At 67.6% G+C, this 23604-nt stretch carries 23 protein-coding genes and 2 tRNA genes; 16 read left to right on the forward strand and 9 right to left on the reverse strand.

Features of this window, described 5'->3' with window-relative positions:
- Positions 1 to 10 precede the first annotated feature (10 nt).
- Genes FBR43_RS06025 through FBR43_RS06040 form a run of 4 tightly spaced genes read left to right on the forward strand, consistent with a single transcriptional unit; the run spans position 11 to position 4314 of the window.
- On the forward strand, positions 11 to 685 hold the full coding sequence (locus FBR43_RS06025) for a 4-carboxy-4-hydroxy-2-oxoadipate aldolase/oxaloacetate decarboxylase (RefSeq protein ID WP_136942308.1): 675 nt from the start codon (positions 11 to 13) through the stop codon (positions 683 to 685).
- The gene (locus FBR43_RS06030) at positions 678 to 1742 is read left to right on the forward strand and encodes a 4-oxalomesaconate tautomerase (RefSeq protein ID WP_136942309.1); all 1065 of its coding nucleotides are present in this window, start codon (positions 678 to 680) and stop codon (positions 1740 to 1742) included. Before FBR43_RS06025 ends, FBR43_RS06030 begins: the two co-directional genes overlap by 8 nt.
- Positions 1739 to 2620 (forward strand): amidohydrolase family protein, encoded by an 882-nt coding sequence (locus FBR43_RS06035; protein WP_136942310.1) that lies wholly within the window; start codon positions 1739 to 1741, stop codon positions 2618 to 2620. The genes FBR43_RS06030 and FBR43_RS06035 overlap by 4 nt, the downstream gene beginning before the upstream one ends.
- The gene (locus FBR43_RS06040) at positions 2620 to 4314 is read left to right on the forward strand and encodes an acyl-CoA dehydrogenase (protein ID WP_136942311.1); all 1695 of its coding nucleotides are present in this window, start codon (positions 2620 to 2622) and stop codon (positions 4312 to 4314) included. Before FBR43_RS06035 ends, FBR43_RS06040 begins: the two co-directional genes overlap by 1 nt.
- Before the next feature lie 3 nt (positions 4315 to 4317).
- Here the strand turns inward: FBR43_RS06040 and FBR43_RS06045 are convergent, their stop codons facing one another.
- A complete protein-coding gene (locus tag FBR43_RS06045; protein ID WP_136942312.1) occupies positions 4318 to 4782 on the reverse strand; it encodes a MarR family winged helix-turn-helix transcriptional regulator in 465 nt (154 codons plus the stop codon).
- A 104-nt stretch (positions 4783 to 4886) separates the two neighbouring features.
- Between FBR43_RS06045 and FBR43_RS06050 the strand changes: the two genes are divergently transcribed.
- Positions 4887 to 6356, forward strand: coding sequence for a carotenoid oxygenase family protein (locus FBR43_RS06050; RefSeq protein WP_136942313.1), 1470 nt, complete (start codon positions 4887 to 4889; stop codon positions 6354 to 6356).
- Positions 6353 to 6820 (forward strand): DUF3237 domain-containing protein, encoded by a 468-nt coding sequence (locus FBR43_RS06055; protein WP_136942314.1) that lies wholly within the window; start codon positions 6353 to 6355, stop codon positions 6818 to 6820. Before FBR43_RS06050 ends, FBR43_RS06055 begins: the two co-directional genes overlap by 4 nt.
- Positions 6821 to 6907: 87 nt before the next feature.
- Here the strand turns inward: FBR43_RS06055 and FBR43_RS06060 are convergent, their stop codons facing one another.
- Positions 6908 to 7075, reverse strand: coding sequence for a Flp family type IVb pilin (locus FBR43_RS06060; protein ID WP_136942315.1), 168 nt, complete (start codon positions 7073 to 7075; stop codon positions 6908 to 6910).
- Between the two features lie 141 nt (positions 7076 to 7216).
- Positions 7217 to 7399: a Flp family type IVb pilin gene (locus FBR43_RS06065; protein ID WP_136942316.1), complete on the reverse strand. Its 183-nt coding sequence runs from the start codon at positions 7397 to 7399 to the stop codon at positions 7217 to 7219.
- Positions 7400 to 7455: 56 nt separating this feature from the next.
- Here FBR43_RS06065 and FBR43_RS06070 point away from each other — a divergent pair, with 56 nt between their 5' ends.
- Positions 7456 to 7881, forward strand: a complete 426-nt coding sequence (locus FBR43_RS06070; RefSeq protein WP_136942317.1) for a (deoxy)nucleoside triphosphate pyrophosphohydrolase — start codon at positions 7456 to 7458, stop codon at positions 7879 to 7881.
- On the opposite strand, the gene FBR43_RS06075 is transcribed toward FBR43_RS06070, so the two are convergent.
- A complete protein-coding gene (locus tag FBR43_RS06075) occupies positions 7878 to 8723 on the reverse strand; it encodes a class I SAM-dependent methyltransferase (RefSeq protein ID WP_136942318.1) in 846 nt (281 codons plus the stop codon). The two genes, FBR43_RS06070 and FBR43_RS06075, sit on opposite strands and share 4 nt — an antisense overlap.
- A gap of 60 nt (positions 8724 to 8783) precedes the next feature.
- Between FBR43_RS06075 and FBR43_RS06080 the strand changes: the two genes are divergently transcribed.
- The 5 genes from FBR43_RS06080 to FBR43_RS06100 all read left to right on the forward strand — a co-directional run bounded on the left by FBR43_RS06080 (position 8784) and on the right by FBR43_RS06100 (position 11193).
- Positions 8784 to 9521 (forward strand): ComF family protein, encoded by a 738-nt coding sequence (locus FBR43_RS06080; protein WP_136944062.1) that lies wholly within the window; start codon positions 8784 to 8786, stop codon positions 9519 to 9521.
- 31 nt (positions 9522 to 9552) lie between these two features.
- Positions 9553 to 9810: a glutaredoxin 3 gene (gene grxC, locus FBR43_RS06085; protein WP_136942319.1), complete on the forward strand. Its 258-nt coding sequence runs from the start codon at positions 9553 to 9555 to the stop codon at positions 9808 to 9810.
- Positions 9807 to 10631: a carbon-nitrogen hydrolase family protein gene (locus FBR43_RS06090; protein WP_136942320.1), complete on the forward strand. Its 825-nt coding sequence runs from the start codon at positions 9807 to 9809 to the stop codon at positions 10629 to 10631. Before grxC ends, FBR43_RS06090 begins: the two co-directional genes overlap by 4 nt.
- Entirely contained in the window at positions 10628 to 11083 is a 456-nt protein-coding gene (locus tag FBR43_RS06095) for a DUF1178 family protein (protein WP_136942321.1), read from the forward strand. The genes FBR43_RS06090 and FBR43_RS06095 overlap by 4 nt, the downstream gene beginning before the upstream one ends.
- A gap of 33 nt (positions 11084 to 11116) precedes the next feature.
- Positions 11117 to 11193 (forward strand) — tRNA-Arg (locus FBR43_RS06100).
- A gap of 193 nt (positions 11194 to 11386) precedes the next feature.
- On the opposite strand, the gene FBR43_RS06105 is transcribed toward FBR43_RS06100, so the two are convergent.
- Positions 11387 to 11473 (reverse strand) — tRNA-Leu (locus FBR43_RS06105).
- Positions 11474 to 11600: 127 nt separating this feature from the next.
- On the opposite strand from FBR43_RS06105, the gene FBR43_RS06110 reads away from it, so the two are divergent.
- The 4 genes from FBR43_RS06110 (at position 11601) to gltB (ending at position 19521) form a co-directional block, all read left to right on the forward strand.
- Positions 11601 to 12533, forward strand: coding sequence for an NAD-dependent epimerase/dehydratase family protein (locus FBR43_RS06110; protein ID WP_136942322.1), 933 nt, complete (start codon positions 11601 to 11603; stop codon positions 12531 to 12533).
- Positions 12534 to 12593: 60 nt separating this feature from the next.
- Positions 12594 to 13394, forward strand: a complete 801-nt coding sequence (locus FBR43_RS06115; RefSeq protein WP_136942323.1) for an undecaprenyl-diphosphate phosphatase — start codon at positions 12594 to 12596, stop codon at positions 13392 to 13394.
- Between the two features lie 161 nt (positions 13395 to 13555).
- On the forward strand, positions 13556 to 15001 hold the full coding sequence (locus FBR43_RS06120) for an NAD(P)-dependent oxidoreductase (RefSeq protein WP_136942324.1): 1446 nt from the start codon (positions 13556 to 13558) through the stop codon (positions 14999 to 15001).
- A complete protein-coding gene (gltB, locus tag FBR43_RS06125) occupies positions 14998 to 19521 on the forward strand; it encodes a glutamate synthase large subunit (RefSeq protein ID WP_136942325.1) in 4524 nt (1507 codons plus the stop codon). Before FBR43_RS06120 ends, gltB begins: the two co-directional genes overlap by 4 nt.
- A gap of 13 nt (positions 19522 to 19534) precedes the next feature.
- Here the strand turns inward: gltB and FBR43_RS06130 are convergent, their stop codons facing one another.
- The 4 genes from FBR43_RS06130 to thrC all read right to left on the reverse strand — a co-directional run bounded on the left by FBR43_RS06130 (position 19535) and on the right by thrC (position 23565).
- Complete coding sequence (locus FBR43_RS06130) at positions 19535 to 20296, reverse strand: ABC transporter permease (protein ID WP_136942326.1); 762 nt, start codon at positions 20294 to 20296, stop codon at positions 19535 to 19537.
- Positions 20293 to 21231 carry an ABC transporter ATP-binding protein gene (locus FBR43_RS06135; protein WP_136942327.1) on the reverse strand — a complete coding sequence of 313 codons (939 nt, stop codon included), beginning with the start codon at positions 21229 to 21231 and terminating at the stop codon, positions 20293 to 20295. The genes FBR43_RS06130 and FBR43_RS06135 overlap by 4 nt, the downstream gene beginning before the upstream one ends.
- A gap of 70 nt (positions 21232 to 21301) precedes the next feature.
- A complete protein-coding gene (locus FBR43_RS06140) occupies positions 21302 to 22174 on the reverse strand; it encodes a class I SAM-dependent methyltransferase (RefSeq protein ID WP_136942328.1) in 873 nt (290 codons plus the stop codon).
- The gene (gene thrC / locus FBR43_RS06145) at positions 22171 to 23565 is read right to left on the reverse strand and encodes a threonine synthase (RefSeq protein ID WP_136942329.1); all 1395 of its coding nucleotides are present in this window, start codon (positions 23563 to 23565) and stop codon (positions 22171 to 22173) included. Before thrC ends, FBR43_RS06140 begins: the two co-directional genes overlap by 4 nt.
- Positions 23566 to 23604: the final 39 nt, after the last annotated feature.

Here is a 23604-nt window from a genome sequence, read left to right on the forward strand (position 1 = left end):
GGAGCAGCACATGGCAGGACGCGTGATCCGCAACATCGAGCGCGCCGACCGCGCGGTGATCGACGGGCTGGGCGCCGCCGGTGTCGCCACGGTGCACGAGGCGCAAGGCCGGATCGGCCTGCTGGGCCACTATATGCGACCGATCTATCCGGGCGCGCGGATCGCCGGATCGGCCGTGACCATCTCGGCACCGCCGGGCGACAACTGGATGGTGCATGTCGCGATCGAGCAGCTGCACGATGGCGACATCCTGGTGCTGGCGCCGACATCGTTCTGCCTCGACGGCTATTTCGGCGATCTGCTGGCGACGAGCGCGATGGCGCGCGGCTGCCGCGGTCTGGTGATCGACGCCGGCGTGCGCGACGTGCGCGACCTGACGGCGATGGGCTTTCCCGTCTGGTCGAAGGCGGTGTTCGCGCAGGGCACGGTCAAGGCGACGCCGGGGTCGGTCAACGTGCCGATCGTGTGCGCCGGGGCCGCGATCGAGGCGGGCGACGTGATCGTCGCCGACGATGATGGCGTGTGCGTGGTAAAGCGCGCCGATGCGCCGCGCGTGCTCGAAGCCGCGCAGGCGCGCGAGGCGAACGAGGAAAGCAAGCGCCAGCGGCTGGCGGCGGGCGAGCTTGGCCTCGACATCTATGACATGCGCGGCAAGCTCGAGGCGCTGGGCCTGCGCTATGAGTGACGGCGGGGCAGGCGTGCGCTGCATGTGGATGCGCGGCGGCACCTCGAAGGGCGCGTTCTTCATGGGCCAAGATCTGCCCGCCGACGCTGCCGAGCGCGACGCCTTCCTGTTGCGCGTGATGGGTTCGCCCGATCCGCGCCAGATCGACGGCATGGGCGGGGCCGATCCGCTGACGAGCAAGGTGGCGGTGGTATCGAGATCGGCGCGCGAAGGCGTCGATGTCGACTATCTGTTCCTCCAGGTGTTCGTCGATCAGGCGATCGTCAGCGACAGCCAGAATTGCGGCAACATGCTGGCGGGCGTCGGCCCCTTCGCGATCGAGCGCGGGCTGGTGACGGCGAGCGGCGATCGCACGCGCGTGGCGATCCATATGGATAATACCGGGCAGGTCGCCATCGCCACGGTGGAGACGCCCGGCGGTGCCGTCACCTATGCTGGCGATGCCGCGATCAGCGGCGTGCCGGGTACCGCGGCGCCGATACCGCTGGCGTTCCGCGATACCGCCGGCTCGTCATGCGGTGCGCTGCTGCCGACGGGTAACGCGGTCGACGAGATCGAGGGCGTGGCGTGCACGCTGATCGACAATGGCATGCCGTGCGTGGTGATCGCCGCCGGCGATGTGGGCATCGCGGGCGACGAGGATCGCGAGACGCTCGATGGTAACGACGACATGAAGGCGAGGGTCGAGGCGATCCGGCTGAAGGCGGGGCCGCTCATGAACCTGGGCGACGTTGCCGAGAAATCGGTGCCCAAGATGATGCTGGTCTCGGCACCGCGAGGCGGCGGCGGCATCGCGGTGCGATCTCTGATCCCGCACCGCGTCCACGCCTCGATCGGCGTACTTGGGGCAGTGAGCGTGGCGACGGCGTGCCTGATCGAGGGATCGCCCGCCGCGGCCGTGGCCAAGGTGCCCGACGGCGACAGCAAGACGATCGGCGTCGAGCATCCGACGGGCGTGACCGAATGCATCGTGACGGTGGACGGCGAGGGCAAGCCGGTGGAAGCGGGAATGCTGCGCACTGCGCGCAAGCTGATGGATGGAGAGGTATTCGCATGAGCGTCGACAGCGAGGGTCGTATCCGCAGCTGGACGCTCGATCCGCCGCGGCCGCGCTACCGGCCGCCCGAGGGTGCCGTCGACGCGCATTGCCATGTTTTCGGTCCCGCCGATCGCTTCCCGTTCAGCGCCAAGGCCAAATATCTGCCGCAGGATGCGGGGCCGGACATGCTGTTCGGCTTGCGCGACCGGCTGGGCTTCGCGCGCAACGTCATCGTGCAGGCGAGCTGCCACGGCACCGACAATGCCGCCACGCTCGATGCCATCGCGCAGTCGGACGGGCGCGCTCGCGGCGTCGCGGTGGTCGATCCGGGCATTTCGGAGGAGGAGCTCCACGCGCTGCACGCGGGCGGCATCCGCGGCATCCGCTTCAATTTCCTCAAGCGGCTGGTCGACGATGCGCCCAAGGACCGCTTTCTCGAAGTCGCCACGCGGCTGCCCGCGGGCTGGCATGTCGTGGTCTATTTCGAGGCCGATATCCTCGAGGAGCTGCGCCCTTTTCTCGACGCCATCCGCGTGCCGCTGGTGATTGACCATATGGGCCGGCCCGACGTGACGCAGGGGCCCGACGGGCCGGACATGCGTGCGTTCCGCCGCCTGCTCGAATCGCGCGACGACGTGCATTTCAAGGCGACCTGCCCCGATCGGCTCGATGCGGCGGGACCGCCCTGGGATGCGTTTGCCGAGGCCGTGGCGCCGCTGGTCGCCGACTATCCCGATCGCTGCCTGTGGGGCACCGACTGGCCGCATCCCAACATGCAGGATGCGATCCCCGACGATGGCGCGCTGGTCGACATGATCCCGCGCATCGCGCCGACCGAAGAGGCGCAGCGCAAGCTGCTCGTCGACAATCCGATGCGGCTCTACTGGGCCGACTGATGGGCTATGCGCGCCAGGTCGCGGCGCTCTCGCGCCATCTGGCGGTGACGCCGTTCCTGCCGGCGCTCGAAGCGGCGACACCGGACAGCGTCGATCGCGAGACGTGGGATGCGGTGCTCGAACAGGCGGCACGCATGGCCGAAGGCGTGATCGATCCGCTCGACGCGACGCTCGATGCCGTGGGTGCGCGCCTGATCGACGGGCGCGTGGTGACGCCGCCGGGGCATCGCGCGGCGTGGGAGCGTTTCGCGGGCGACGGCTGGCTGACGCTGTCGCTGCCCGAGGCGCTGGGCGGGCAGGGCCTGCCGCTGACGCTGACGACGGCGTGCGAGGAGGTGTTCAACCGCGCCTCGCCCGCCTTCGCGATGCTGGCAACGCCCAATCGTACGGCAGCAGCGATGCTCGCCGAGGCGGCGCCCGAGATCGCTGCCGAATGGGCACCACGCCTTGCCAGCGGCGAATGGGGCGCGACGATCTGCATCAGCGAGCCCGATGCCGGATCGGACGTGGCGCGCATCCGCACGCGCGCCGTGGCTGATGGCGAAGGCGGCTGGTGCGTGACCGGCGAGAAATGCTGGATCAGCTTCGGCGATCACGACCTGACCACGCGCATCGGCCATTGCATGTTGGCGCGCAGTTCAAACGCACCGGGCGTGCGCGGTCTCAGCCTGTTTCTGGTGCCCGATTTGCGCGACGACGGTGGCGCCAACGGCGTGACGGTGCGGCGGATCGAGGAGAAGCTCGGGCTGCACGGATCGCCCACCTGCGTGATGGGATTCGAGGATTCGGCGGCCATGCTCATCGGCGCCGAGGGGCGTGGATTGCAGACGCTGTTCCAGATGATGCTGGCGATGCGGCTTTCCTGCGCGCCGCAGGGCGTCGGCGTCGCCGAGGCGGCGTTCGATACGGCGCTAAGCTATGCGCAAGAGCGGCGGCAGGGCGGCCATGCCGGTGCGCCACCGGTGGCGATCGTCGCGCATGCCGATGTGCAGCGCCAGCTGTTGCGCATGGCCGGACGGATCGAGGCTGCGCGCGGCATCGCGTTGATGGCGGCGAGCGCGATGGACCTCGCCGAACGGGGCCCCCAAAGCGAGCGCGCGGGCTGGATGGCGCTGGCGCAGTTCCTGCTGCCGATCGCCAAGGACGGATCGGCGCGGCTTGCCTTCGACGTGGCGAGCGAAGCGGTGCAGGTGCTGGGCGGGGCGGGCTATACGCGCGAATGGCCCGTCGAGCGGCGGTTGCGCGATGCGCGCGTGTTCGCGGTGTTCGAGGGCACCACGGGCATCCAGGCGCTCGACATGGTGCATCGCCGACTGTGGCGCGATGGTGGCGAGGGGCTGGCACGCTTCGTCGCGGCGGCGCGCGCCGACTGCGACGCGAGCGATCAGGGCAGGGCGCTTTCGGACGCGCTCAACCGGCTCGAAGCGACTGCCGGTGTGCTTGCGGGCTGGCAGGCGCGCGCGCGGGACGCCGAGGCGGGATCGGTGGCGTTCCTCGATCTTTGCGGGCTGCTGGTTGGCGGCTGGGTATCGCTGCGGCTGGCGCGCGACGCGGGGCAGGACGAAACCGGACGGCGGCTCGCCGCGGCTGCGCGCTTCCACCTTGCCGAGCTACCTGCCGAAGTCGGGCGTCTGGCGACATTGGCCGTGATGGGCGAGCATTGGCACGAAGGCTTCGAGGCGCTGCTCGCCTGAGCCCTATTCGTGGATGCGCTTCAACAGGTCGATCAGCAGCGCAACCTCGCGCGGGGTGAAGCGCGACTTGAGCCACGCCTCATGCTCGAGCACGCTGGCGCGCGCCTGCGCCAGCGCGGCCTGTCCCGTAGACGTCAGGTGCAGCGTCTGGCGGCGGCGGTCGCCGGTCGAGGCGCCGCGTTCGACGAAGCCGCGCTTCTGGAGCCGGTTGACGATCGCCATCACCGTGGCGCGATCCATCTGGAGCCGCCGCCCGATATCGGCCTGCGCGATGTCGGGATGCTCATCGATCAGCCAGAGCACCGAAACCTGCTTCTGCGTCAGTTCGAGATCGACGAAGGTCTCGGTGAAATGGCGATAGACGGCGCCGTGCGCGAGGCGAATGTGGAAGCCGACGATACCGTCGATTCCGCCGATATCGGCGTCGTCCTCGGCGTTGGCGGCGATCTTTCGGGCGCTGCTGTGCATCGCGACAGATTGCGGGCAAGCCCGTGGACGGTCAATGCGGCGGCTTGAAAAAACTGTCTGTCTTGCATACAATTCGCGCAACGCAAGACATGAGAGGATCGGCCGTGGCGCATTTTCCGGACACGCCTTCGTTCACCGGCTTCAACACGCCGTCGCGCGTCGAGGCCGATATCGCCGACCTCGACGTGAAGGGCGCGATCCCGCCCGAACTGAACGGCGCTTTCTATCGCGTGCAGCCCGATCCGCAGTTCGCGCCGCGCCTGGGCGACGACATCGCGTTCAACGGCGACGGCATGATTACGATGTTCCGTTTTCACGACGGCCAGTGCGACTTCAAGCAGCGCTGGGCCAAGACCGACAAGTGGAAGCTCGAGAAGGAAGCGGGCAAGGCGCTGTTCGGCGCCTATCGCAATCCGCTGACCGATGACGAGGCGGTGAAGGGCAAGATCCGCGGCACCGCCAATACAAACGCCTTCATCTATGGCGGCAAGCTATACGCGCTGAAGGAGGACAGCCCCGCGCTGGTGATGGACCCCGCCACGCTCGAAACCGAGGGCTATACCTGGTTCAACGGCGCGATGACGGGGCAGACCTTCACTGCGCATCCCAAGGTCGATCCCTTGACCGGCGACATGATCGCCTTCGGCTATGCCGCCAAGGGACTTCTGACGCGCGACATGACCTATTATGTCGTCTCGCCCGAAGGCGAGCTCAAGCAGGAGCTGTGGTTCGAGCTGCCCTATTACTGCATGATGCACGACTTCGCGATCACGCCCGATTATGCGCTGTTCCACGTCGTGCCGAGCACGTCGAGCTGGGACCGGCTGGAGAAGGGGCTGCCGCATTTCGGCTTCGATACCAAGCTGCCCGTCTATCTGGGCGTGCTGCCGCGCCGCGCCGATGCGACCGCCGAGGACATTCGCTGGTTCAAGCGCGACAACTGCTTCGCCAGCCATGTGATGAACGCCTTTCAGGACGGCACGAAGATCCACTTCGACACGCCCGAGGCGACCAACAACATGTTCCCCTTCTTCCCCGATATCGAGGGCAAGCCGTTCAATCCGGTGGAGGGCATGAGCTATCTCACGCGCTGGACGGTCGACATGGCCTCGAACTCCGATGCGTTCGAGAGCGTGACGCGCCTGACCGAGATGTTTGGCGAGTTCCCGCGCATCGACGAGCGCCGCACGGGGCTCCCCTATCGCTATGGCTGGATGCTGGTGGTCGACGGCGAGAAGCCCGTCGAACTGAAGGGCGGCAGTGCCGGCGGGCTCATCATGAACTCGCTGGGGATGATCGACCACGAGACCGGCGAGGAGCAGAAATGGTGGTGCGGCCCCGGCTCGTCGTTGCAGGAGCCGTGCTTCATTCCGCGCAGCGCCGACGCGCCCGAGGGCGATGGCTGGATCGTGCAGGTCTGCAACCGGCTCGACGAGCAGCGATCGGACCTGTTGCTGTTCGACGCGCTCGATATCGCCAAGGGCCCGATCGCCGAGATCCGCATTCCCGTTCGTCTGCGCTTCGGGCTGCACGGCAACTGGGCCGATGCCTCCGAGATCGGGCTGGCGGCATGAGCGAGCCGATCATGCCCGGCCTCGAATTCGTCTACGAGGCCGGCGGTGCGCTGGGCGAGCCGATCGCGATCGGCGACACGCCCGATGGCGCGCGGCGGATCATTCCGATATTCTCGGGTCCGGTCGAAGGACCGCACATCCGTGGCACGCTGATCGGGCAGGGGGCCGACTGGCAGGTGACGCGGGCCGATGGCGTGACGGTGGCCGATGCCACCTATGCGATGCAGACCGACGACGGCGTGGTCATCCAGATCCGCAATCGCGGGCTGCGCCATGGTCCGCCCGAGGTCATGCAGCGGCTGGGGCGCGGCGAGGATGTCGATCCGGCCGACTATTACTTCCGCACGATTCCCGAGTTCATCGCGCCGGCGGGCAAATATGACTGGCTCAATCGCAGCGTGTTCGTCTGCGCGGGTGCGCGCTACGCGTTGTCGATCAAGCTTTGGGTATGGCGTGTGACCTGAGGCCGTCCGACACGCGGCAGGGGCACAAGCGAAAGGGCGGCGGAACCCGGGTTCCGCCGCCCTTCCTGCTTGCTTCGAACGACGCGATCAGGTCGCGATCATGTTCGACGAGACGTTGTTGAACGTCTTCTTCAGGTTGTTGCCCAGGCCCTGCATCGCGGCGATCGCGGCGACGGCGATCAGCGCGGCGATCAGGCCGTACTCGATGGCGGTCGCGCCCTTGTTGTTGCGGAAAATCTTGCGAATCGTCTGCATTCCGGTCTCCATCGGTTCAAAGCTTCAAACACCCGGCTGATCCGGGGGTAGGAAACCCGAAGCAGCAGAAGCGGGAATAGGCGGTCGGCGGTTTAGAAAAGGTTTATGGGCGAGCGGCCGCGGAAGAATTAATCGCGGTGCTCAGCTTACGGCGGCGACGCGATCGTTGACGTTGACCCACATGTCGGTGGTGACATCGGCGACCGACATGATGCTGGCGATGATCGCGATGACGATCAGTGCGAGAATCAGGCCGTATTCCACCGCAGTGGCGGCGCGCCGGTCCGCAAGCAGGCGTTGCGCCAGATCCAGCCATTGACGCATTTCATGCCCCGTCGTTGCGCTTGCGACCGGAGGGATAGACAGGAAGGATTAACGAAGTGCTTGCAACCGCTCCAGATACCGCCCGGCCACTGCTGATCGTCGTCGCCGCTGCGCTGGTCGATAGCGATGGGCGCGTACTGGTGCAGCAGCGCCCAGCGGGCACCCCGATGGCCGGGCTATGGGAGTTTCCGGGCGGCAAGGTCGAGGCAGGCGAAACGCCCGAGGCCGCTCTGATCCGCGAGCTGGGCGAGGAACTGGGGATCGACGTGACGCCGGCATGCCTGGCACCCGCCGTGTTCGCCAGCGAAACGCTCGGCGATCGGCATCTGCTGCTGTTGCTGTACGCCTGCCGAAAATGGGCGGGCGTGCCCGACGCGCGCCATGCGACCGCGCTGCGCTGGGTGCGCCCGGTCGAACTCCACCGCCTACCCATGCCCCCCGCCGACCGCCCGCTGATCGGCCTGCTCGAGGCGCTGCTCTAAACGCGCTTGCCCGGCGTCCGCAGCGCTTCGGCAAGCGATGCGCTGCCGCTGCCGCGGCGTGCCGGCTTGGGCTGCGAGGGGTCGGGCGCCCAGCCGGTGAGAAACACGAGGCGGAAGGTTTCGGCGGTGCGGCCATCGGCATCGGCACGCGCGGCGAAGGCATCGGCAGCGCGCGCGAGCGTGGCGCGCGACAGCGGCGGGGCGCCGGCAAGCAGGCTGGTGGTGGCCATGCCGCGCAGATCGTCGAGCAACGTGCCGAGCGAGCGGTAGCGCACCGTCAGCGTCTCGACATCGGCGACGGGGAGCGCGAAGCCCGCGCGCTGCATCAGGTCGCCGGCGGCGCGCACGTCGATCTGCGGGTGGATGCGCGGTGCGGCGCGATCGGCCTCGGCCTCGAGCAGCACGGCGCGCAGCACCGGCAGGCTGCCCGCGCCGACGAAGGCGCCCAGGAACAGCCCGTCGGGGCGCAGGATGCGGCGAATGAGCGTCAGCGCACCGGGCACGTCGTTGACCTGATCGAGCACGCCTGCCGACACGACGCAATCGAAGCTCGCATCGGCGAAAGGCAGGCGATCCTCGTCGCACTGGATGCCGCCCGCAGCGCGCGCGAAGGCGAAACCCGCATCGGCGCGCAAGACGCGATTTGTCCCGCCTGGCGCGAAGATGGCGTCATGGCAGCCCAGATCGAGCATGGCCTCGAACCGCCGCGTGACGCTTGCCAGCCGATCCTCGATGCCATCGAGCATCGCATCGCGCAGGAAGCCGTGGCCAGCGAAATCGGGAGCGGCGCGATCGCGGCGCAGGCGGCGGCGCGCGCGGACAAAGGGTTCGGCTTGCGACATGGCCGGCTTGTGCCGCGCGCGCCGAGCGACAACAAGGGGCGTGTGATCGCGCTCGCGCCCATCGTACGGCGATCGGCCGTTTCGCTGGCGAGGGGGCTGGCGGGCTGGGCATTGCCGCCACGCTGCCCGGCGTGTGCCGCGGTCACGCTGGCGGACCACCGTTTCTGCGCCGAGTGCTGGCCGCAGCTGCGTTTTCTCGGGCCGCCATGGTGCGCGGGTTGTGCGGCGCCCTTCGCTTTCGATCCGGGCGGTACGGCCTATTGCACGGCGTGCGCGGCGTCTCCGCCGCAGCATCGCGGCGTGCGAGCAGCGGTCGAGTACGGCGCCGTCGCGCGCGCGACGGTGCTCAAACTCAAATATGGCGGGCGCATCGCGCATGCCGCCACGGTCGCGCGGCTGATGCAGCGGCTGGTGCCTTGCGACGCGCAGATCGCCGTGCCGGTGCCGCTCCACCGTGGGCGGCTGTGGTCGCGCGGCTATAATCAGTCGGGGCTGATCGCAGCGGAGATCGCGCGGCTAAGCGGGTTGCCGCATCTACCCGATGCGTTGGCGCGAACGCGCGCGACACCGCCGCTCGAGGGGCTGGGGGCCGCACGGCGCCGCCGCGTGCTCGACGGCGCCTTCGCGGTTGCGCCGCGGCACGCCACTACGATCGCGGGGCGCCAGATTTTGCTGATCGACGACGTGCATACGAGCGGTGCGACTGCCGAAGGATGCACCCGCGCGCTGCTGGCGGCAGGCGCGGCGGGAGTGACCATCCTGTGCTGGGCGCGCGTCGCGGCGCCGTCGGGCGATTGACAACCACGCCATGCCGCCACACCTCGGGCAGATGGCTAAGATCGAAATCTACACCAAGGCCTTCTGCCCTTATTGCACGCGCGCCAAGCGCCTGCTCGACAGCAAGGGCACGGTCTATGACGAGCACGACATCACGATGGGCGGCCCCGGTCGCGCCGAGATGATCCAGCGCGCGCAGGGTCGCACGACGGTGCCGCAGATCTTCATCGACGGCGAGCATATCGGCGGTTCCGACGATCTCGCCGCGCTCGACAGGGCCGGCGGGCTCGACCCCTTATTGGCGCCGTGAAACTCGCGCTGCTCCAGATGCAGGCGGGCATCGACCCGGCCGCCAATGCCCGGACGATCGAAGCCGCCATCGGCGAGGCCGGCGAGACGGGAGCCGCGATGCTGTTCACGCCCGAAATGTCGAACCTGCTCGATCGTGATCGTGTGCGTGCGGCGGGCGCGATCGTCGCCGAGACCGACGATGCGGTGCTGCAGGCCGCGCGCGACGCGGCGGCACGCGCGGGGATCTGGGTGCATCTCGGATCGCTCGCCGTGCAGGGGCAGGGAGGGCGCTTCGCCAATCGCGCTTTCGTGATCGACGCGACGGGCGCGATTCGCGCGCGGTACGACAAGCTGCATCTGTTCGACGTCGATGTGGGCGAAGGCGAGCGCTGGCGCGAATCGGCGGCGTACGGAGCAGGCGACGCGGCGATCGCGGTCGATTGCCCGGCGGGCCGGCTGGGCCTGTCGATCTGCTACGATCTGCGATTCCCCGCGCTTTATGCCGCGCTCGCCGACGCGGGTGCCACGATATTGGCGGTGCCAGCGGCATTCACGCGGCCGACGGGTGTCGCGCACTGGGAGACGCTGCTGCGCGCGCGCGCGATCGAGAATGCCGCGTTCGTCGTTGCCGCGGCGCAGACCGGTCGCCATGCCGACGGCCGCGAGACATGGGGGCATTCGCTCGTGGTCGATCCGTGGGGCGAGGTGCTGCTCGACATGGGCGAGGCGCCGGGGCTCGCGACCGTGACGTGCGATCCCGGCGCGATCGAGGCAGCGCGCAACCGGATCGCCGTGCTGCGCCACCGCCGCGCCATCCCGCGGGTCGAGGTTGCGGCATGATCGTCTTCGATCTGCGATGCACGCACGGCCATGTGTTCGAGGCGTGGTTCGCCTCGTCGGTTGCGTTCGACGAACAGCGAGGCGCCGGGCTGATCGCGTGCCCGGTTTGCGGCGACGCGGCGATCGAGAAAGCGGTGATGGCACCGAATGTAGCGCCGAAGAGCAATCGCGCCGCGGCTGCGCCGCCCCCTGCAATGCCGGGCGCGCCGCCGCCCGAGGCGATCAAGGCAGCGCTGCGCGCGATCGCCGATGCGCAGGCGAAGGCGCTCGAAACATCGACCTGGGTGGGCACGGCTTTCGTCGATCAGGCGCGCGCGATGCATCTGGGCGATGTCGAGCAGGCGCCCATTCACGGCGAAGCGACGCGCGAGCAGGCGCGCGCGCTGGCCGAGGAGGGCGTGCCGGTGGCCCCGCTGCTGATCCCCGTCGTACCGCCCCGGGCGCGCAATTGACGCGCCGGGCGCGCTGACCTAGGCCGGCCCAAAGCCCCCGTAGCTCAGCAGGACAGAGCAACGGTTTCCTAAACCGCAGGTCGGGAGTTCGAGTCTCTCCGGGGGCACCAGCGCTTGCGCGACGGCGGGTTGCGGCGTGGGACGAGGCGGTTAGCCCTGCTGCTCGCGGCCGGTCTGGCGCGCGCCGTTGACATGATTGGTTTCGACCGACGTGGATATATCGGCCCAGCTCGCCGGTAATTCCCAGCCACGGCGGACTTAGATTCGCCTCTAAGCCCCGGGCCATCCGCCTCGGAGGAAAAATGGTGCCCAGAAGAGGACTCGAACCTCCACGCCCTTGCGAGCGCCAGCACCTGAAGCTGGTGCGTCTACCAATTCCGCCATCTGGGCACGGGGTAGGCCGGCGCCTCTAGGGGAGGTTCGGCGGGGTTGTCAACTGGCTTCGCGCGAGCCTTGCCGTTTGGCCTCGCAGCGGGCATTTGGGCGCTCGCACACGGGCGATGCCACGGGGAATGGAATGAAGGACGCACTGGTTACGCTGTTCGGCGGCGGCGGGTTTCTCGGGCGCTATGTCGCGCAGGAGTTGCTGGCGCAGGGTGCGCGCGTGCGCATCGCACAGCGCGATCCGCGCCGTGCGTGGTTCCTGAAGCCGCTGGGTGGCCTCGGGCAGACGCAGTTCGTCGCGGTCGATGTGACGCGGCCCGAGACGGTCGCGCGCGCGGCCGCCGGTTCGGACGCGGTCGTCAACCTGGTCGGCACCTTCACCGAGTTCGACGCGATCAACGTGCGCGGCGCGCGTGCCATCGCGGCGGCAGCGGCCGGGGCAGGGGCACACTCGCTCGTCCATATCTCGGCGATCGGCGCCGATGCGGCGAGCCCCGCACGCTATGCCCGCACCAAGGCCGAGGGCGAGGGCGTGGTACGCGAGGCGTTTCCGGCTGCCACGATCCTGCGCCCCTCGGTGGTGTTCGGCCGCGAGGACCAGTTCATCAACCGCTTCGCCGGCATGATCGCCGCCGCGCCGATCGTTCCGGTGCTCAAGCCCGAGGCGCGCTTCCAGCCGGTCTATGTGCACGACGTCGCCCGCGCGGTGGTGGCGGCGATCGCCGATGCGGGGCGGCATGGCGGACAGACCTACGAGCTGGGCGGTCCCGATATCCTCAGCATGGCCGACCTTTATCGCTGGATCGGCGACCAGATCGGCCGCACGCCGCCGATGCCCGGGCTGCCCGATGCGGCGGGGGCGGCGCTCGCATCGCTCGGCTTCCTGCCGGGCGCGCCGATCACCAAGGATCAGTGGCTGATGCTCCAGCGCGACAATGTCGTCGCCGACGGTGCGAAGGGCCTGGCGGCGCTCGGCGTCACGCCGACGCCGATGGGGGCGGTTGCGCCTGGCTGGCTCGTTCGCTTCCGCCGCCATGGGCGGTTCGGGCGCAAGACCGCGGTCTGACCGCAGCCGACAGCCGGCGCGTGTCGTGCGGCATCCCTTTACCCGCGGAGCATCACGGGCATGCAAGACCTTCTGACCATCGTGCTGCTCGGGCTGATCGAGGGGCTGACCGAATTCCTGCCGGTGTCCTCGACGGGCCATCTGATCCTTGCGGGCGAGTTGCTCGGGTTTACCGACGAAAGCTCGATCACCTTCAAGATCGCGATCCAGCTGGGCGCGATCCTGGCGGTGCTGGTGGCCTATTGGCGTCGGTTCTGGGGAATCGGCATGGGATTGATCGAGCGGCAGCCCGATAGCTGGAGGTTCGCACGCAACATCCTGCTGGCGTTCCTGCCGGCGATGGTGGTCGGCGTACTGGTATATGACGCGATCCGCGCGGTGATGCAGGTGCCGATCGTCGTGGCGATCGCGTTGATCGTGGGCGGCGTGCTGATCCTGCTGATCGAGCGATCAATCAAACGCGTGCGCGTCGAGAGCGTCGAGGCGATGCCGGCGGGGACCGCGGCAGCGATCGGCGGCGTGCAATGCCTTGCGATGCTGCCCGGCGTGAGCCGCTCGGGCGCCACGATCATGGGGGCGCTGCTGATGGGGGTCGAGCGCAAGACCGCGGCCGAGTTCAGCTTCTTCCTGGCCGTGCCGACGATGCTGGCGGCCACCGTCTATGCGCTGTGGTCCGACCGCGATCTGCTGAGCCTCGACGATCTGCACGCGATCGCCATCGGGTTCACCGTCGCGTTTTTGGTCGCGCTGGTCGTCGTGAAAGCGTTCGTGAAGATTGTTGGGCGGTTCGGGTTCGCGCCATTTGCGTGGTACCGAATCGCGGCAGGTTCGACGGCCCTAGTTTGGCTTCTGCTCCGATAGGGCCGAAACGGCTGCAAACCGGAGATGCGATTAGCAGCAGAACTTTTGTCCGACACGCGCCTATAGAGAATAGGTAATACACTCTGCCATATTGATATGATTTTGCGTGACATCGGGGATGTGCGCACGTAAATGCCGCTCGAACGCAGGTGGCATGACGCATGAATAACCCGACACTCAAATTCGTATCGACCGATCAGGAATATCCGTCGAAGCGACCCGCCGAGATGCGCAACGCGGATTTTCGCGAGATCGCCGATCGATACGCGGGCCCGGCGGCCGAGCAGCAGGCGGGGCGCTGTTCGCAATGCGGCGTGCCCTATTGTTCGGTGCATTGCCCGCTGCACAATCACATTCCCGACTGGCTGCGCCTGACTGCCGAGGGCCGGCTGCGCGAGGCTTATGAACTGTCGAACGCGACATCGACCATGCCCGAGATCTGCGGCCGCATCTGCCCGCAGGATCGGCTGTGCGAAGGCAATTGTGTCATCGAGTTCTCGGGTCATGGTGCGGTGACGATTGGATCGGTCGAGAAGTTCATTACCGACACGGCGTGGGAGGAAGGCTGGGTCGAGCCGCTGGTGCCCGGCAAGGCGCGCGGGCAATCGGTCGGCGTGATCGGCGCGGGACCGGCGGGGCTGAGTGCGGCCGAATATCTGCGCGTGCTGGGCTATGACGTGCATGTCTATGACCGGCATGATCGCGCCGGCGGGCTGCTGACCTACGGCATTCCCGGCTTCAAGCTCGAAAAGCCGGTAGTGATGCGTCGCGTCGAACGGCTGAAGGCGGGCGGCATCGTGTTTCACGAGGGTTTCGAAGTCGGACGCGACGCCACGCTCGACGAGTTGCGCTCGCGCCACGATGCGATCCTCGTCGCCACCGGCGTCTACAAGCCGCGCGCGATCAAGGCGCCGGGCGTCGGATCGCGGGGTGTCGTCGATGCGCTCGACTTCCTCATCGCGTCGAACCGCAAGAGCTTCGGCGATGCTGTGCCCGAATGGGAGGATGGTCGGCTCAATGCCGCCGGACGCGACGTCGTAGTAGTCGGCGGCGGCGATACCGCGATGGACTGCGTGCGCACCGCAGTGCGGCAGGGCGCGAAATCGGTGAAGTGCCTGTACCGCCGCGACCGCGCGAACATGCCCGGCAGCCAGCGCGAAGTCGCCAATGCCGAGGAGGAAGGCGTCGAGTTCGTGTGGCTGTCGTCGCCCGAGGCGTTCGATGCCGCGGCCGATGGCCGATTGTCGGGCGTGCGCGTCGCGCGGATGCGGCTGGGCGCGCCCGATGCCTCGGGCCGTCGCGCGCCCGAGCCCGATCCGGGCAACGCGATGACGCTCGACGCCGATCTGGTCATCAAGGCGCTGGGCTTCGATCCCGAGGACCTGCCCGCGATGTTCGGTGCGCCCGAACTTGGCGTCAATCGCTGGGGTACGCTGCGTGTCGACAGCAAGTCGATGATGACCAGCCTCGACGGCGTGTTCGCCGCCGGCGACATCGTGCGCGGCGCCAGCCTTGTCGTCTGGGCGATCCGCGACGGGCGCGACGTGAGCGAAAAGATGCACGCCTGGCTGAAGGCGAAGGCTGCGAGCGAGAGGGCGGCGGCATGAGCGTGACGATGGAAAGCGAGCGCGAGCGGCTGGCGCGCGAGGGCATGTACCGGCCCGAGTTCGAAGGCGATGCGTGCGGCGTGGGGCTCATTGCCTCGACTGAAGGGACGCCTTCGCGTCGGGTGGTGCAGGCCGCGATCGATGCGCTGAAGGCGGTGTGGCATCGCGGTGCGGTCGACGCCGATGGCATGACGGGCGATGGCGCGGGGCTGCATGTCGACCTGCCGCACCGCTTCTTCGACGATGCCGTGGTCGCAAGCGGCCACCGCGTGCTGCCCAACCGGCTGGCGGTGGGCATGGTGTTCCTGCCGCGTACCGATCTGGGCGCACAGGAGACGTGCCGCACGATCGTCGAGGCCGAGATCATCGAGGCGGGCTACACCATCTATGGCTGGCGGCAGGTGCCCGTCGACGTCAGCGTCATCGGCCAGAAGGCGCAGGCGACGCGGCCCGAGATCGAGCAGATCATGATCGCCGGTCCGCTGCCCGATGCGGTGGACGAAGCCGAGTTTGAGAAGAACCTCTATCTGGTGCGCCGGCGCATCGAGCGCCGCGTGATCGCGGCGCAGATCAGCGGCTTCTACATCTGTTCGCTGAGCTGCCGCTCGATCATCTACAAGGGGCTGTTCCTCGCCGAGAGCCTGTCGCTGTTCTACCCCGATCTCACCGACGAGCGCTTCGAATCGCGCGTCGCGATCTTCCACCAGCGCTATTCGACCAACACCTTCCCGCAATGGTGGCTGGCGCAACCCTTCCGCTGCCTTGCGCACAATGGCGAGATCAACACGATCCGCGGCAACAAGAACTGGATGCTCAGCCACGAGATCAAGATGGCGAGCATCGCCTTCGGCGAGCATTCGGAGGACATCAAGCCGGTAATCCCAGCAGGTGCGAGCGATACCGCCGCACTCGACGCGACGTTCGAGGCGATCTGTCGCGCCGGTCGCGACGCGCCGACGGCCAAGCTGATGCTGGTGCCCGAGGCGTGGCAGGGCAGGGGCGACCTTCCGCAAGCGCATCGCGCGATGTATGCGCATCTGGCGAGCGTGATGGAGCCGTGGGACGGCCCCGCGGCACTCGCGATGACCGATGGTCGCTGGGCGGTTGCCGGGCTCGACCGCAACGCGCTGCGGCCGCTGCGCTACACGCGCACCGCCGACGGGCTGCTGATCGTGGGGTCGGAGACGGGCATGGTGCCGGTGTCCGAGGCGAGCGTGATCGAGAAGGGGCGGCTGGGGCCGGGCGAGATGATCGCGGTCGATCTGGCCGAAGGACGCTTCTATCACGATGCGGCGATCAAGGACCGGATCGCGGGCGAGCTCGATTATGCCGGGATGATCGACGGCTATATCGCGATCGACGACCTGCCCACCGTCGAGGCTTCGACCTGCCGGTTCGATCGTGCCGAGCTCGCGCGGCGGCAGGTCGCCGCCGGCCAGACGCTCGAGGACATGGAGCTCATCCTCGCGCCGATGGTCGAGACGGGCAAGGAAGCCATCGGCTCGATGGGCGACGATACGCCGCTTGCCGTCATCTCGGACAAGCCGCGCCTTATCAGCCAGTTCTTCCGGCAGAATTTCAGCCAGGTCACCAATCCGCCGATCGACCCGCTGCGCGAGCGGCACGTGATGAGCCTCAAGACGCGCTTCGGCAATCTGGCGAACATCCTCGACGTCGAGGCGACGCGCGGGCGCGTGCTGGTGCTCGAAAGTCCGGTGCTGACCTGCAACGACTGGGATCGGCTCAAGGCGCATTTCGCCGATCAGTCGGCGATGATCGACTGCACCTTCGCGGCGGGCAGCGGCGCCGAGGGGCTGCGCGCGGCGATCGCCAGCGTGCGCGCACAGGCCGAACAGGCGGTGCGCGAAGGGAAGACCGAGCTGTTCCTTACCGACGAGAGCGTGTCGGAGGACCGTGTCGCGATCCCCGGCGTACTCGCGACGGCCGCGGTGCATACGCATCTTGTGCGCCGTGGCCTGCGTTCGTACGCCAGCGTCAACGTCCGCACTGCCGAATGCCTCGACACGCATTATTATGCGGTGCTGATCGGCGTCGGCGCAACGACGGTGAACGCTTATTTGGCCGAAGCCGCGATTACCGATCGGCAGGCGCGCGGGTTGTTTGGCGATCTTGGGCTAGATCAGTGCCTCGCTCGACATCGCAAGGCGATCGACGAAGGGCTGCTCAAGATCATGTCGAAGATGGGGATCGCGGTGATCTCCAGCTATCGCGGCGGCTATAATTTCGAGGCGGTGGGCCTTTCCCGCGCGCTGGTGGCCGATCTGTTCCCTGGCATGCCCGCTAAGATCTCGGGCGAGGGCTATGCCTCGCTCTACGTCAACGCCAGCGACCGGCACGAGGCGGCGTTCGACCGCGTGGTGACGAGTCTGCCGATCGGCGGCTTCTATCGCCAGCGCCATTCGGGCGAGACGCATGCATATTCGGCGCAGCTGATGCACCTGTTGCAGACCGCGGTGTCGACCGACAGTTTCTCGACCTACATGCAATTCGCGCGCGGCGTGCGCGATCTGCCGCCCGTCTATTTGCGCGACCTGCTCGAGTTCAATTTCCCGCGCGAGGGCGTGAGCGTCGATCAGGTCGAAGCGATCACCGAAATCCGCAAGCGCTTCGTAACGCCGGGCATGTCGCTGGGCGCGCTGTCGCCCGAAGCGCACGAGACGCTGGCGATCGCGATGAACCGTATCGGCGCCAAGGCGGTGTCGGGCGAGGGCGGCGAGGACGTGGTCCGCTATCAGCCCTATGAAAATGGCGACAACGCCAATTCGGGCGTCAAGCAGATCGCCAGCGGCCGCTTCGGCGTGACCGCCGAATATCTCAACGCCTGCGACGAGATCGAGATCAAGGTGGCGCAGGGCGCCAAGCCGGGCGAGGGCGGACAGCTGCCCGGCTTCAAGGTGACTGAGTTCATCGCCAGGCTGCGACATGCGACGCCCGGCGTGACGCTCATCAGCCCGCCGCCGCATCACGACATCTATTCGATCGAGGATCTGGCACAGCTGATCTACGACCTCAAGCAGATCAACCCGCGCGCGCGCGTGTGCGTGAAGCTGGTGAGTTCGGCGGGGATCGGCACCGTGGCGGCGGGCGTCGCCAAGGCACATGCCGACGTCATCCTCGTTTCGGGTCACGTCGGCGGCACCGGCGCGAGCCCGCAGACGAGCATCAAATATGCGGGCACGCCGTGGGAAATGGGGCTGAGCGAGGTCAACCAGACGCTGACGCTCAACGGCCTGAGGGGTCGCGTCACGCTGCGCACCGACGGCGGCCTCAAGACCGGGCGCGATATCGTGATCGCCGCGATCCTCGGCGCCGAGGAGTTCGGCATCGGCACGCTCAGCCTTGTCGCGATGGGCTGCATCATGGTGCGCCAGTGCCATTCGAACACCTGCCCCGTCGGCGTCTGCACGCAGGACGAGAAGCTGCGCGCCAAGTTCGTCGGCACGCCCGAGAAGGTCATCAACCTGATGACCTTCATCGCCGAGGAAGTGCGCGAAATCCTCGCGCGGCTGGGCGTGCGCAGCCTCGACGAACTGATCGGGCGCACCGAATTGCTGCGGCAGGTGAGCCGCGGTGCCGAGCATCTCGACGACCTCGATCTCAACCCGATCCTGGCCAAGGTCGACGCGACCGACGCCGAGCGGCGGTTCAGCCTGAGCACGTTCCGCAACGCCGTGCCCGACAGCCTCGATGCGCAGATGATCCGCGATGCCGCCGCGGTGTTCTCGCGCGGCGAGAAGATGCAGCTGACCTACAGCGTGCGCAACACGCACCGCGCGGTGGGCACGCGACTTTCGAGCGAGATCACGCGCACTTTCGGCATGTCGAAGCTTGCCGACGATCACGTGCAGGTGCGGCTGCGCGGATCGGCGGGACAGTCGCTCGGCGCGTTCCTGTGCAAGGGCATCACGCTCGAAGTGTTCGGCGACGCCAACGACTATGTCGGCAAGGGGCTGTCGGGTGGGCGCATCGTCGTGCGGCCGATGGTGTCGTCGCCGCTCGCGTCGAACGAGAATACCATCCTTGGCAACACGGTGCTGTACGGCGCGACCAGCGGCCAGCTCTTCGCCGCGGGGCAGGCGGGCGAGCGGTTTGCGGTGCGCAATTCGGGCGCCGAGGTGGTGGTGGAAGGGTGCGGCGCCAATGGCTGCGAATATATGACCGGCGGTACGGCGGTGGTGCTGGGGCCGGTGGGCAGCAATTTCGGCGCGGGCATGACCGGCGGCATGGCTTTTGTCCACGACCCCGACGACGCCTTCGCGCGCAAGGCCAATCCCGAGAGCATCGTGTGGCAGCGGCTGGCCTCCGAGCACTGGGTAGGCGTTCTCAAGGCGCTGATCGCCGCGCATGTCGATGCGACCGACAGCAAATGGGCACGCGGACTGCTCGATGATTGGGAGCGCGTGCGCGAAACGTTCTGGCAGGTGGTGCCCAAGGAGATGCTGGAACGGCTGCCAATGCCGCTCGACGATCGCGAGGTGGAGGCGGTGGCGGCGGAATAGCCGCCACCGACTTTCACGGCTTGAGGCGGTAGCCCGTCCGGAACATCCACAGCACCACGCCGACGCAGAGCGCGAGGAACCCCAGCGTGGCGCCCAGGCTGATGCCGATCGCCACGTCGCCCTGGCCGAAGAAGCTCCAGCGAAAGCCGCTGACCAGATAGACCACCGGGTTGAACAAGCTGACGGTTCGCCAGGGCTCGGGCAGCATGTCGATGGTGTAGAAGGCGCCGCCGAGGAAGGTGAGCGGGGTCACGACGAGCGCGGGGACGAGCGAAAGCTGTTCGAACCCCTTGGCCCAGATGCCGATGATGAAGCCGAACAGGCTGAATGCCACCGAGGTGAGAACCAGAAACGCGAGCATCATTGCCGGATGCGCGATCTGTAGGTCGACGAAGAAGGTCGAGGTGACGAGGATGATGCCGCCGATCAGCATCGATTTGGTCGCCGCCGCACCGACATAGCCGAGCAGCAGCTCGATCACCGAGACGGGTGCCGACAATATCTCGTAGATCGTGCCCGAGAATTTGGGGAAGTAGATGCCGAACGAGGCGTTCGACAGGCTCTGCGTGAGCAGGGTGAGCATCACGAGCCCCGGCACGATGAACGCTCCGTAGCTCACGCCGTCGATCGCATCGATGCGGCTGCCGATCGCGCCGCCGAACACGATGAAATAGAGCGCCGTCGTGATGACGGGGGTGATGACCGACTGCCCCAGCGTGCGGCCGAAGCGCGCCATCTCGAAGCGGTAGATCGCCCAGGCGCCGAGCAGGTTCATGCCGCGGCTCCCGAACGATCGGCGACGAGATCGACGAAGATGTCTTCGAGGCTCGACTTCGACGTATCGAGATCCTTGAAGCCGATGCCCATGTCGGCGAGCTTGCGCAGCAGCGAGGGGATGCCGGTGCGCTCGGCCTGCGCGTCGAACACGTAGCGCAGCTTGTGCCCGTCGTCCTCGAGCGCCAGATGCCATTCGGAAAGGTCGGGCGGCACGCTATGCATCGGCTCGACCAACGCGATCACCATCTCGCGCTTGCCGAGCTTGCGCATCAGTGCGGTCTTTTCCTCGACGAGCAGCAATTCGCCCTTGTTGATGACGCCGACGCGATCGGCCATTTCCTCGGCTTCCTCGATATAATGCGTCGTCAGGATGATCGTGGTGCCGCCCTCGCGCAGCCGGTGCACGAGCTTCCACATGTCGCGGCGCAGCGATACGTCGACGCCGGCGCTGGGCTCGTCGAGGAAGAGGAGGCGCGGCTCGTGCGCCAGCGCCTTGGCGATGAGCACGCGGCGCTTCATGCCGCCCGACAATTCCATGATGTTGGCGTCGCGCTTTTCCCAAAGGCTGAGGTCGCGCAACACCCGCTCGATATACGCGTCGTCGCGGGCGTAGCCGAACAGGCCGCGACTGAATCGCACGGTAGCGAGCACCGTCTCGAAAGCGTCGGTCGAGAGTTCCTGCGGCACGAGGCCGATCGTTCGGCGCGCGGCACGGAAGTCGCGCAGCGCATCATGGCCGGCCACGCGGATCGTTCCGGTCGATGGTGTGACCAGCCCGCAGATGGTGGAGATCAGCGTCGTCTTACCCGCGCCATTGGGCCCCAGCAGCGCGAAGATTTCGCCGGGCGCAATGTCGAGATCGACCGATTTGAGCGCCTGGTGGCCCGAAGCATAGGTCTTGGAAACGCCGCGTACGGATAGGATCGGCTGCATCTGGTCCCCGCGGCGAAACGTGCTGCGCGTTAGCTAGGGTGCGGGGTGGGGAGCGGCAAGGGCAGGGGGTTCAGTCCCTGCGCCAGCGCGCGAAGATAGCGGTGGGCAGCAGCAGTCCGCGCGCTTCCTCGCGCACCGTCAGTTCGCCTGCCTCGACGGTGCCGGGCAGATCGGCGAAATGCTGGCGTACCAGCTCGCCTATCGCGAGCGCCGAGAGGCGCACGGCGTACACGGTGAGGAACAGGAATCGGCTTTCGGTATCGAGCAACCGGCGGCAATCGGCGATCAGGCCGGGCAGCCCCTCTTCAAGCTTCCAGACCTCGCCATTGGGGCCGCGACCCCATTTGGGCGGATCGAGGATGATGCCGTCGTAGCGCCGCTCGCGCCGCACCTCGCGCGCGACGAACTTGCCCGCATCCTCGACCAGCCAGCGGATCGGCCGGTCGGCCATGCCCGACAGCGCGGCGTTGCCTTTTGCGGCCTCGACCGATTTCTTCGAGGCATCGACATGCACCATGCGCGCGCCAGCCGCCGACAGCGCCAGCGTGCCGACGCCGGTGTAGCCGAACAGGTTGAGGCATTCGGGATCGGGCGCGTCGGCAATCCTCCCGCGCATCCAGTCCCACACGGGCGCCATGTCGGGGAAGAATCCGAGATGGCGGAACGGCGTATTGCTGGCCGTGAACCGCGCCTCGCGCCACGAAAGCGGCCAACCCTCGGGCGGCACGTCGCGCGACAATTGCCAGCGGCCTCCGCCATCCTCGTCGGCGCCGGGGATGAACTCGCCATCGGCCTGCCAGTCTGGGGCCGCGGGTGCCCACATCGCCTGTGGCTCGGGCCGGATGAAGCGGAAGCGGCCATAGCGCTCGAGCTTGCGGCCATGCCCCGAATCGATCAGCCCATAATCGGCCCAGGGCTCGCCGGTGAGCGTGACGAGGTTCATGTGCGCGGGTGGGCGCGCTGCGCGATGTAGCCGCTCACCGCATCGAACGTCGCATCGACGGTGTCGAACCGCTCCTCGCGCTCGAACAGATCGCCGACGCGAGCGGGCAGGGCAGGACGCACGCCGCTCGCGCGCTCGACGGCATCGCGGAACTTCGCCGGATGCGCGGTGGCGAGCGTGACGATCGGCGTATCGCCGGCATCGGCACGGGCGGCTGCAAGGCCGATGGCGGTGTGCGGATCGATCACCTGTCCGCTGCCGCGATACGCCGCGCCAATCGCCTGCGCCATCGCATCCTCGTCGATGCGGGCGGAAGTGAACAGCCCCGCTGCCCCTTCGCGCTGCGCATTGGTAAGGCGCATCGCCTTCGTGGCCTCGAAGCCTGCCATCTGCGCGGCGAGCGCGCCGCCGTCGCGACCACTCAGCTCGAACAGCAGCCGCTCGAAGTTCGAGCTGACCTGGATGTCCATCGATGGAGTGGCGGTGGGCGTAACGGTGCCGCTCGAGTAATCGCCGCTCGAAAGCGCGCGGTGCAGAATGTCGTTGACGTTGGTAGCGACGATCAACCGCTCGACGGGCAGACCCATGCGCGCGGCGACATAGCCCGCGAAGACGTCGCCAAAATTGCCGGTCGGCACGCTGAAGGCGATGCGGCGATCGGGTGCGCCGAGGCGGATGGCGGCGTAGAGATAATAGACCACCTGCGCCATGAGCCGCGCCCAGTTGATCGAATTGACTGCCGACAGGCGGAAGCGTGCGGAAAAGGCAGGATCGCGGAACATCGCCTTGACCAGCGCCTGCGCGGTATCGAAATCGCCGCGGATCGCAATGTTGTGGACATTGGGCGCCAGCACCGTCGTCATCTGGCGGCGCTGCACGTCGCTAACCCGGCCTTCGGGGTGCAGCATGAAAATGTCGACGCCCGCGCGCCCGGCCAGTGCGTCGATCGCCGCCGATCCGGTGTCGCCGCTTGTTGCGCCGATCACCGTCAGATGCTCGGTCGAGCCGGTCAGGAACCGCTCGAACAGCAGCCCGACGAGCTGAAGCGCTACATCCTTGAACGCGAGCGTAGGGCCGTGGAACAGCTCGAGCAGCCAGTGGCGATGATCGAGCTGGACGAGCGGTGTCACAGCATCGTGCGCAAACCGGCCATATGCGGCGGTGCAGAGATCGCTCAGATCGGCCTCATTGAGCACGCCGGCGGTGAAGGGCGCCATTACGCGGACGGCGGTTTCGACATAGGACAGGCCTGCCATCGCGGCGATCTCGTCGCGCGAGAAGCTCGGCCATGGTTCGGGCACGTAGAGGCCGCCATCGGCCGCGAGCCCCGCCAGCGTCACGTCCTTGAAATCGAGGACGGGCGCATTCCCCCTGGTGCTGATGTAGCGCATCGCCGCGCGGCTTAGGCGGTGGCGCGCGGCGGGGCAATG

This window comes from Sphingomonas baiyangensis (genome assembly GCF_005144715.1).
Taxonomy (GTDB): Bacteria; Pseudomonadota; Alphaproteobacteria; order Sphingomonadales; family Sphingomonadaceae; genus Sphingomonas; species Sphingomonas baiyangensis.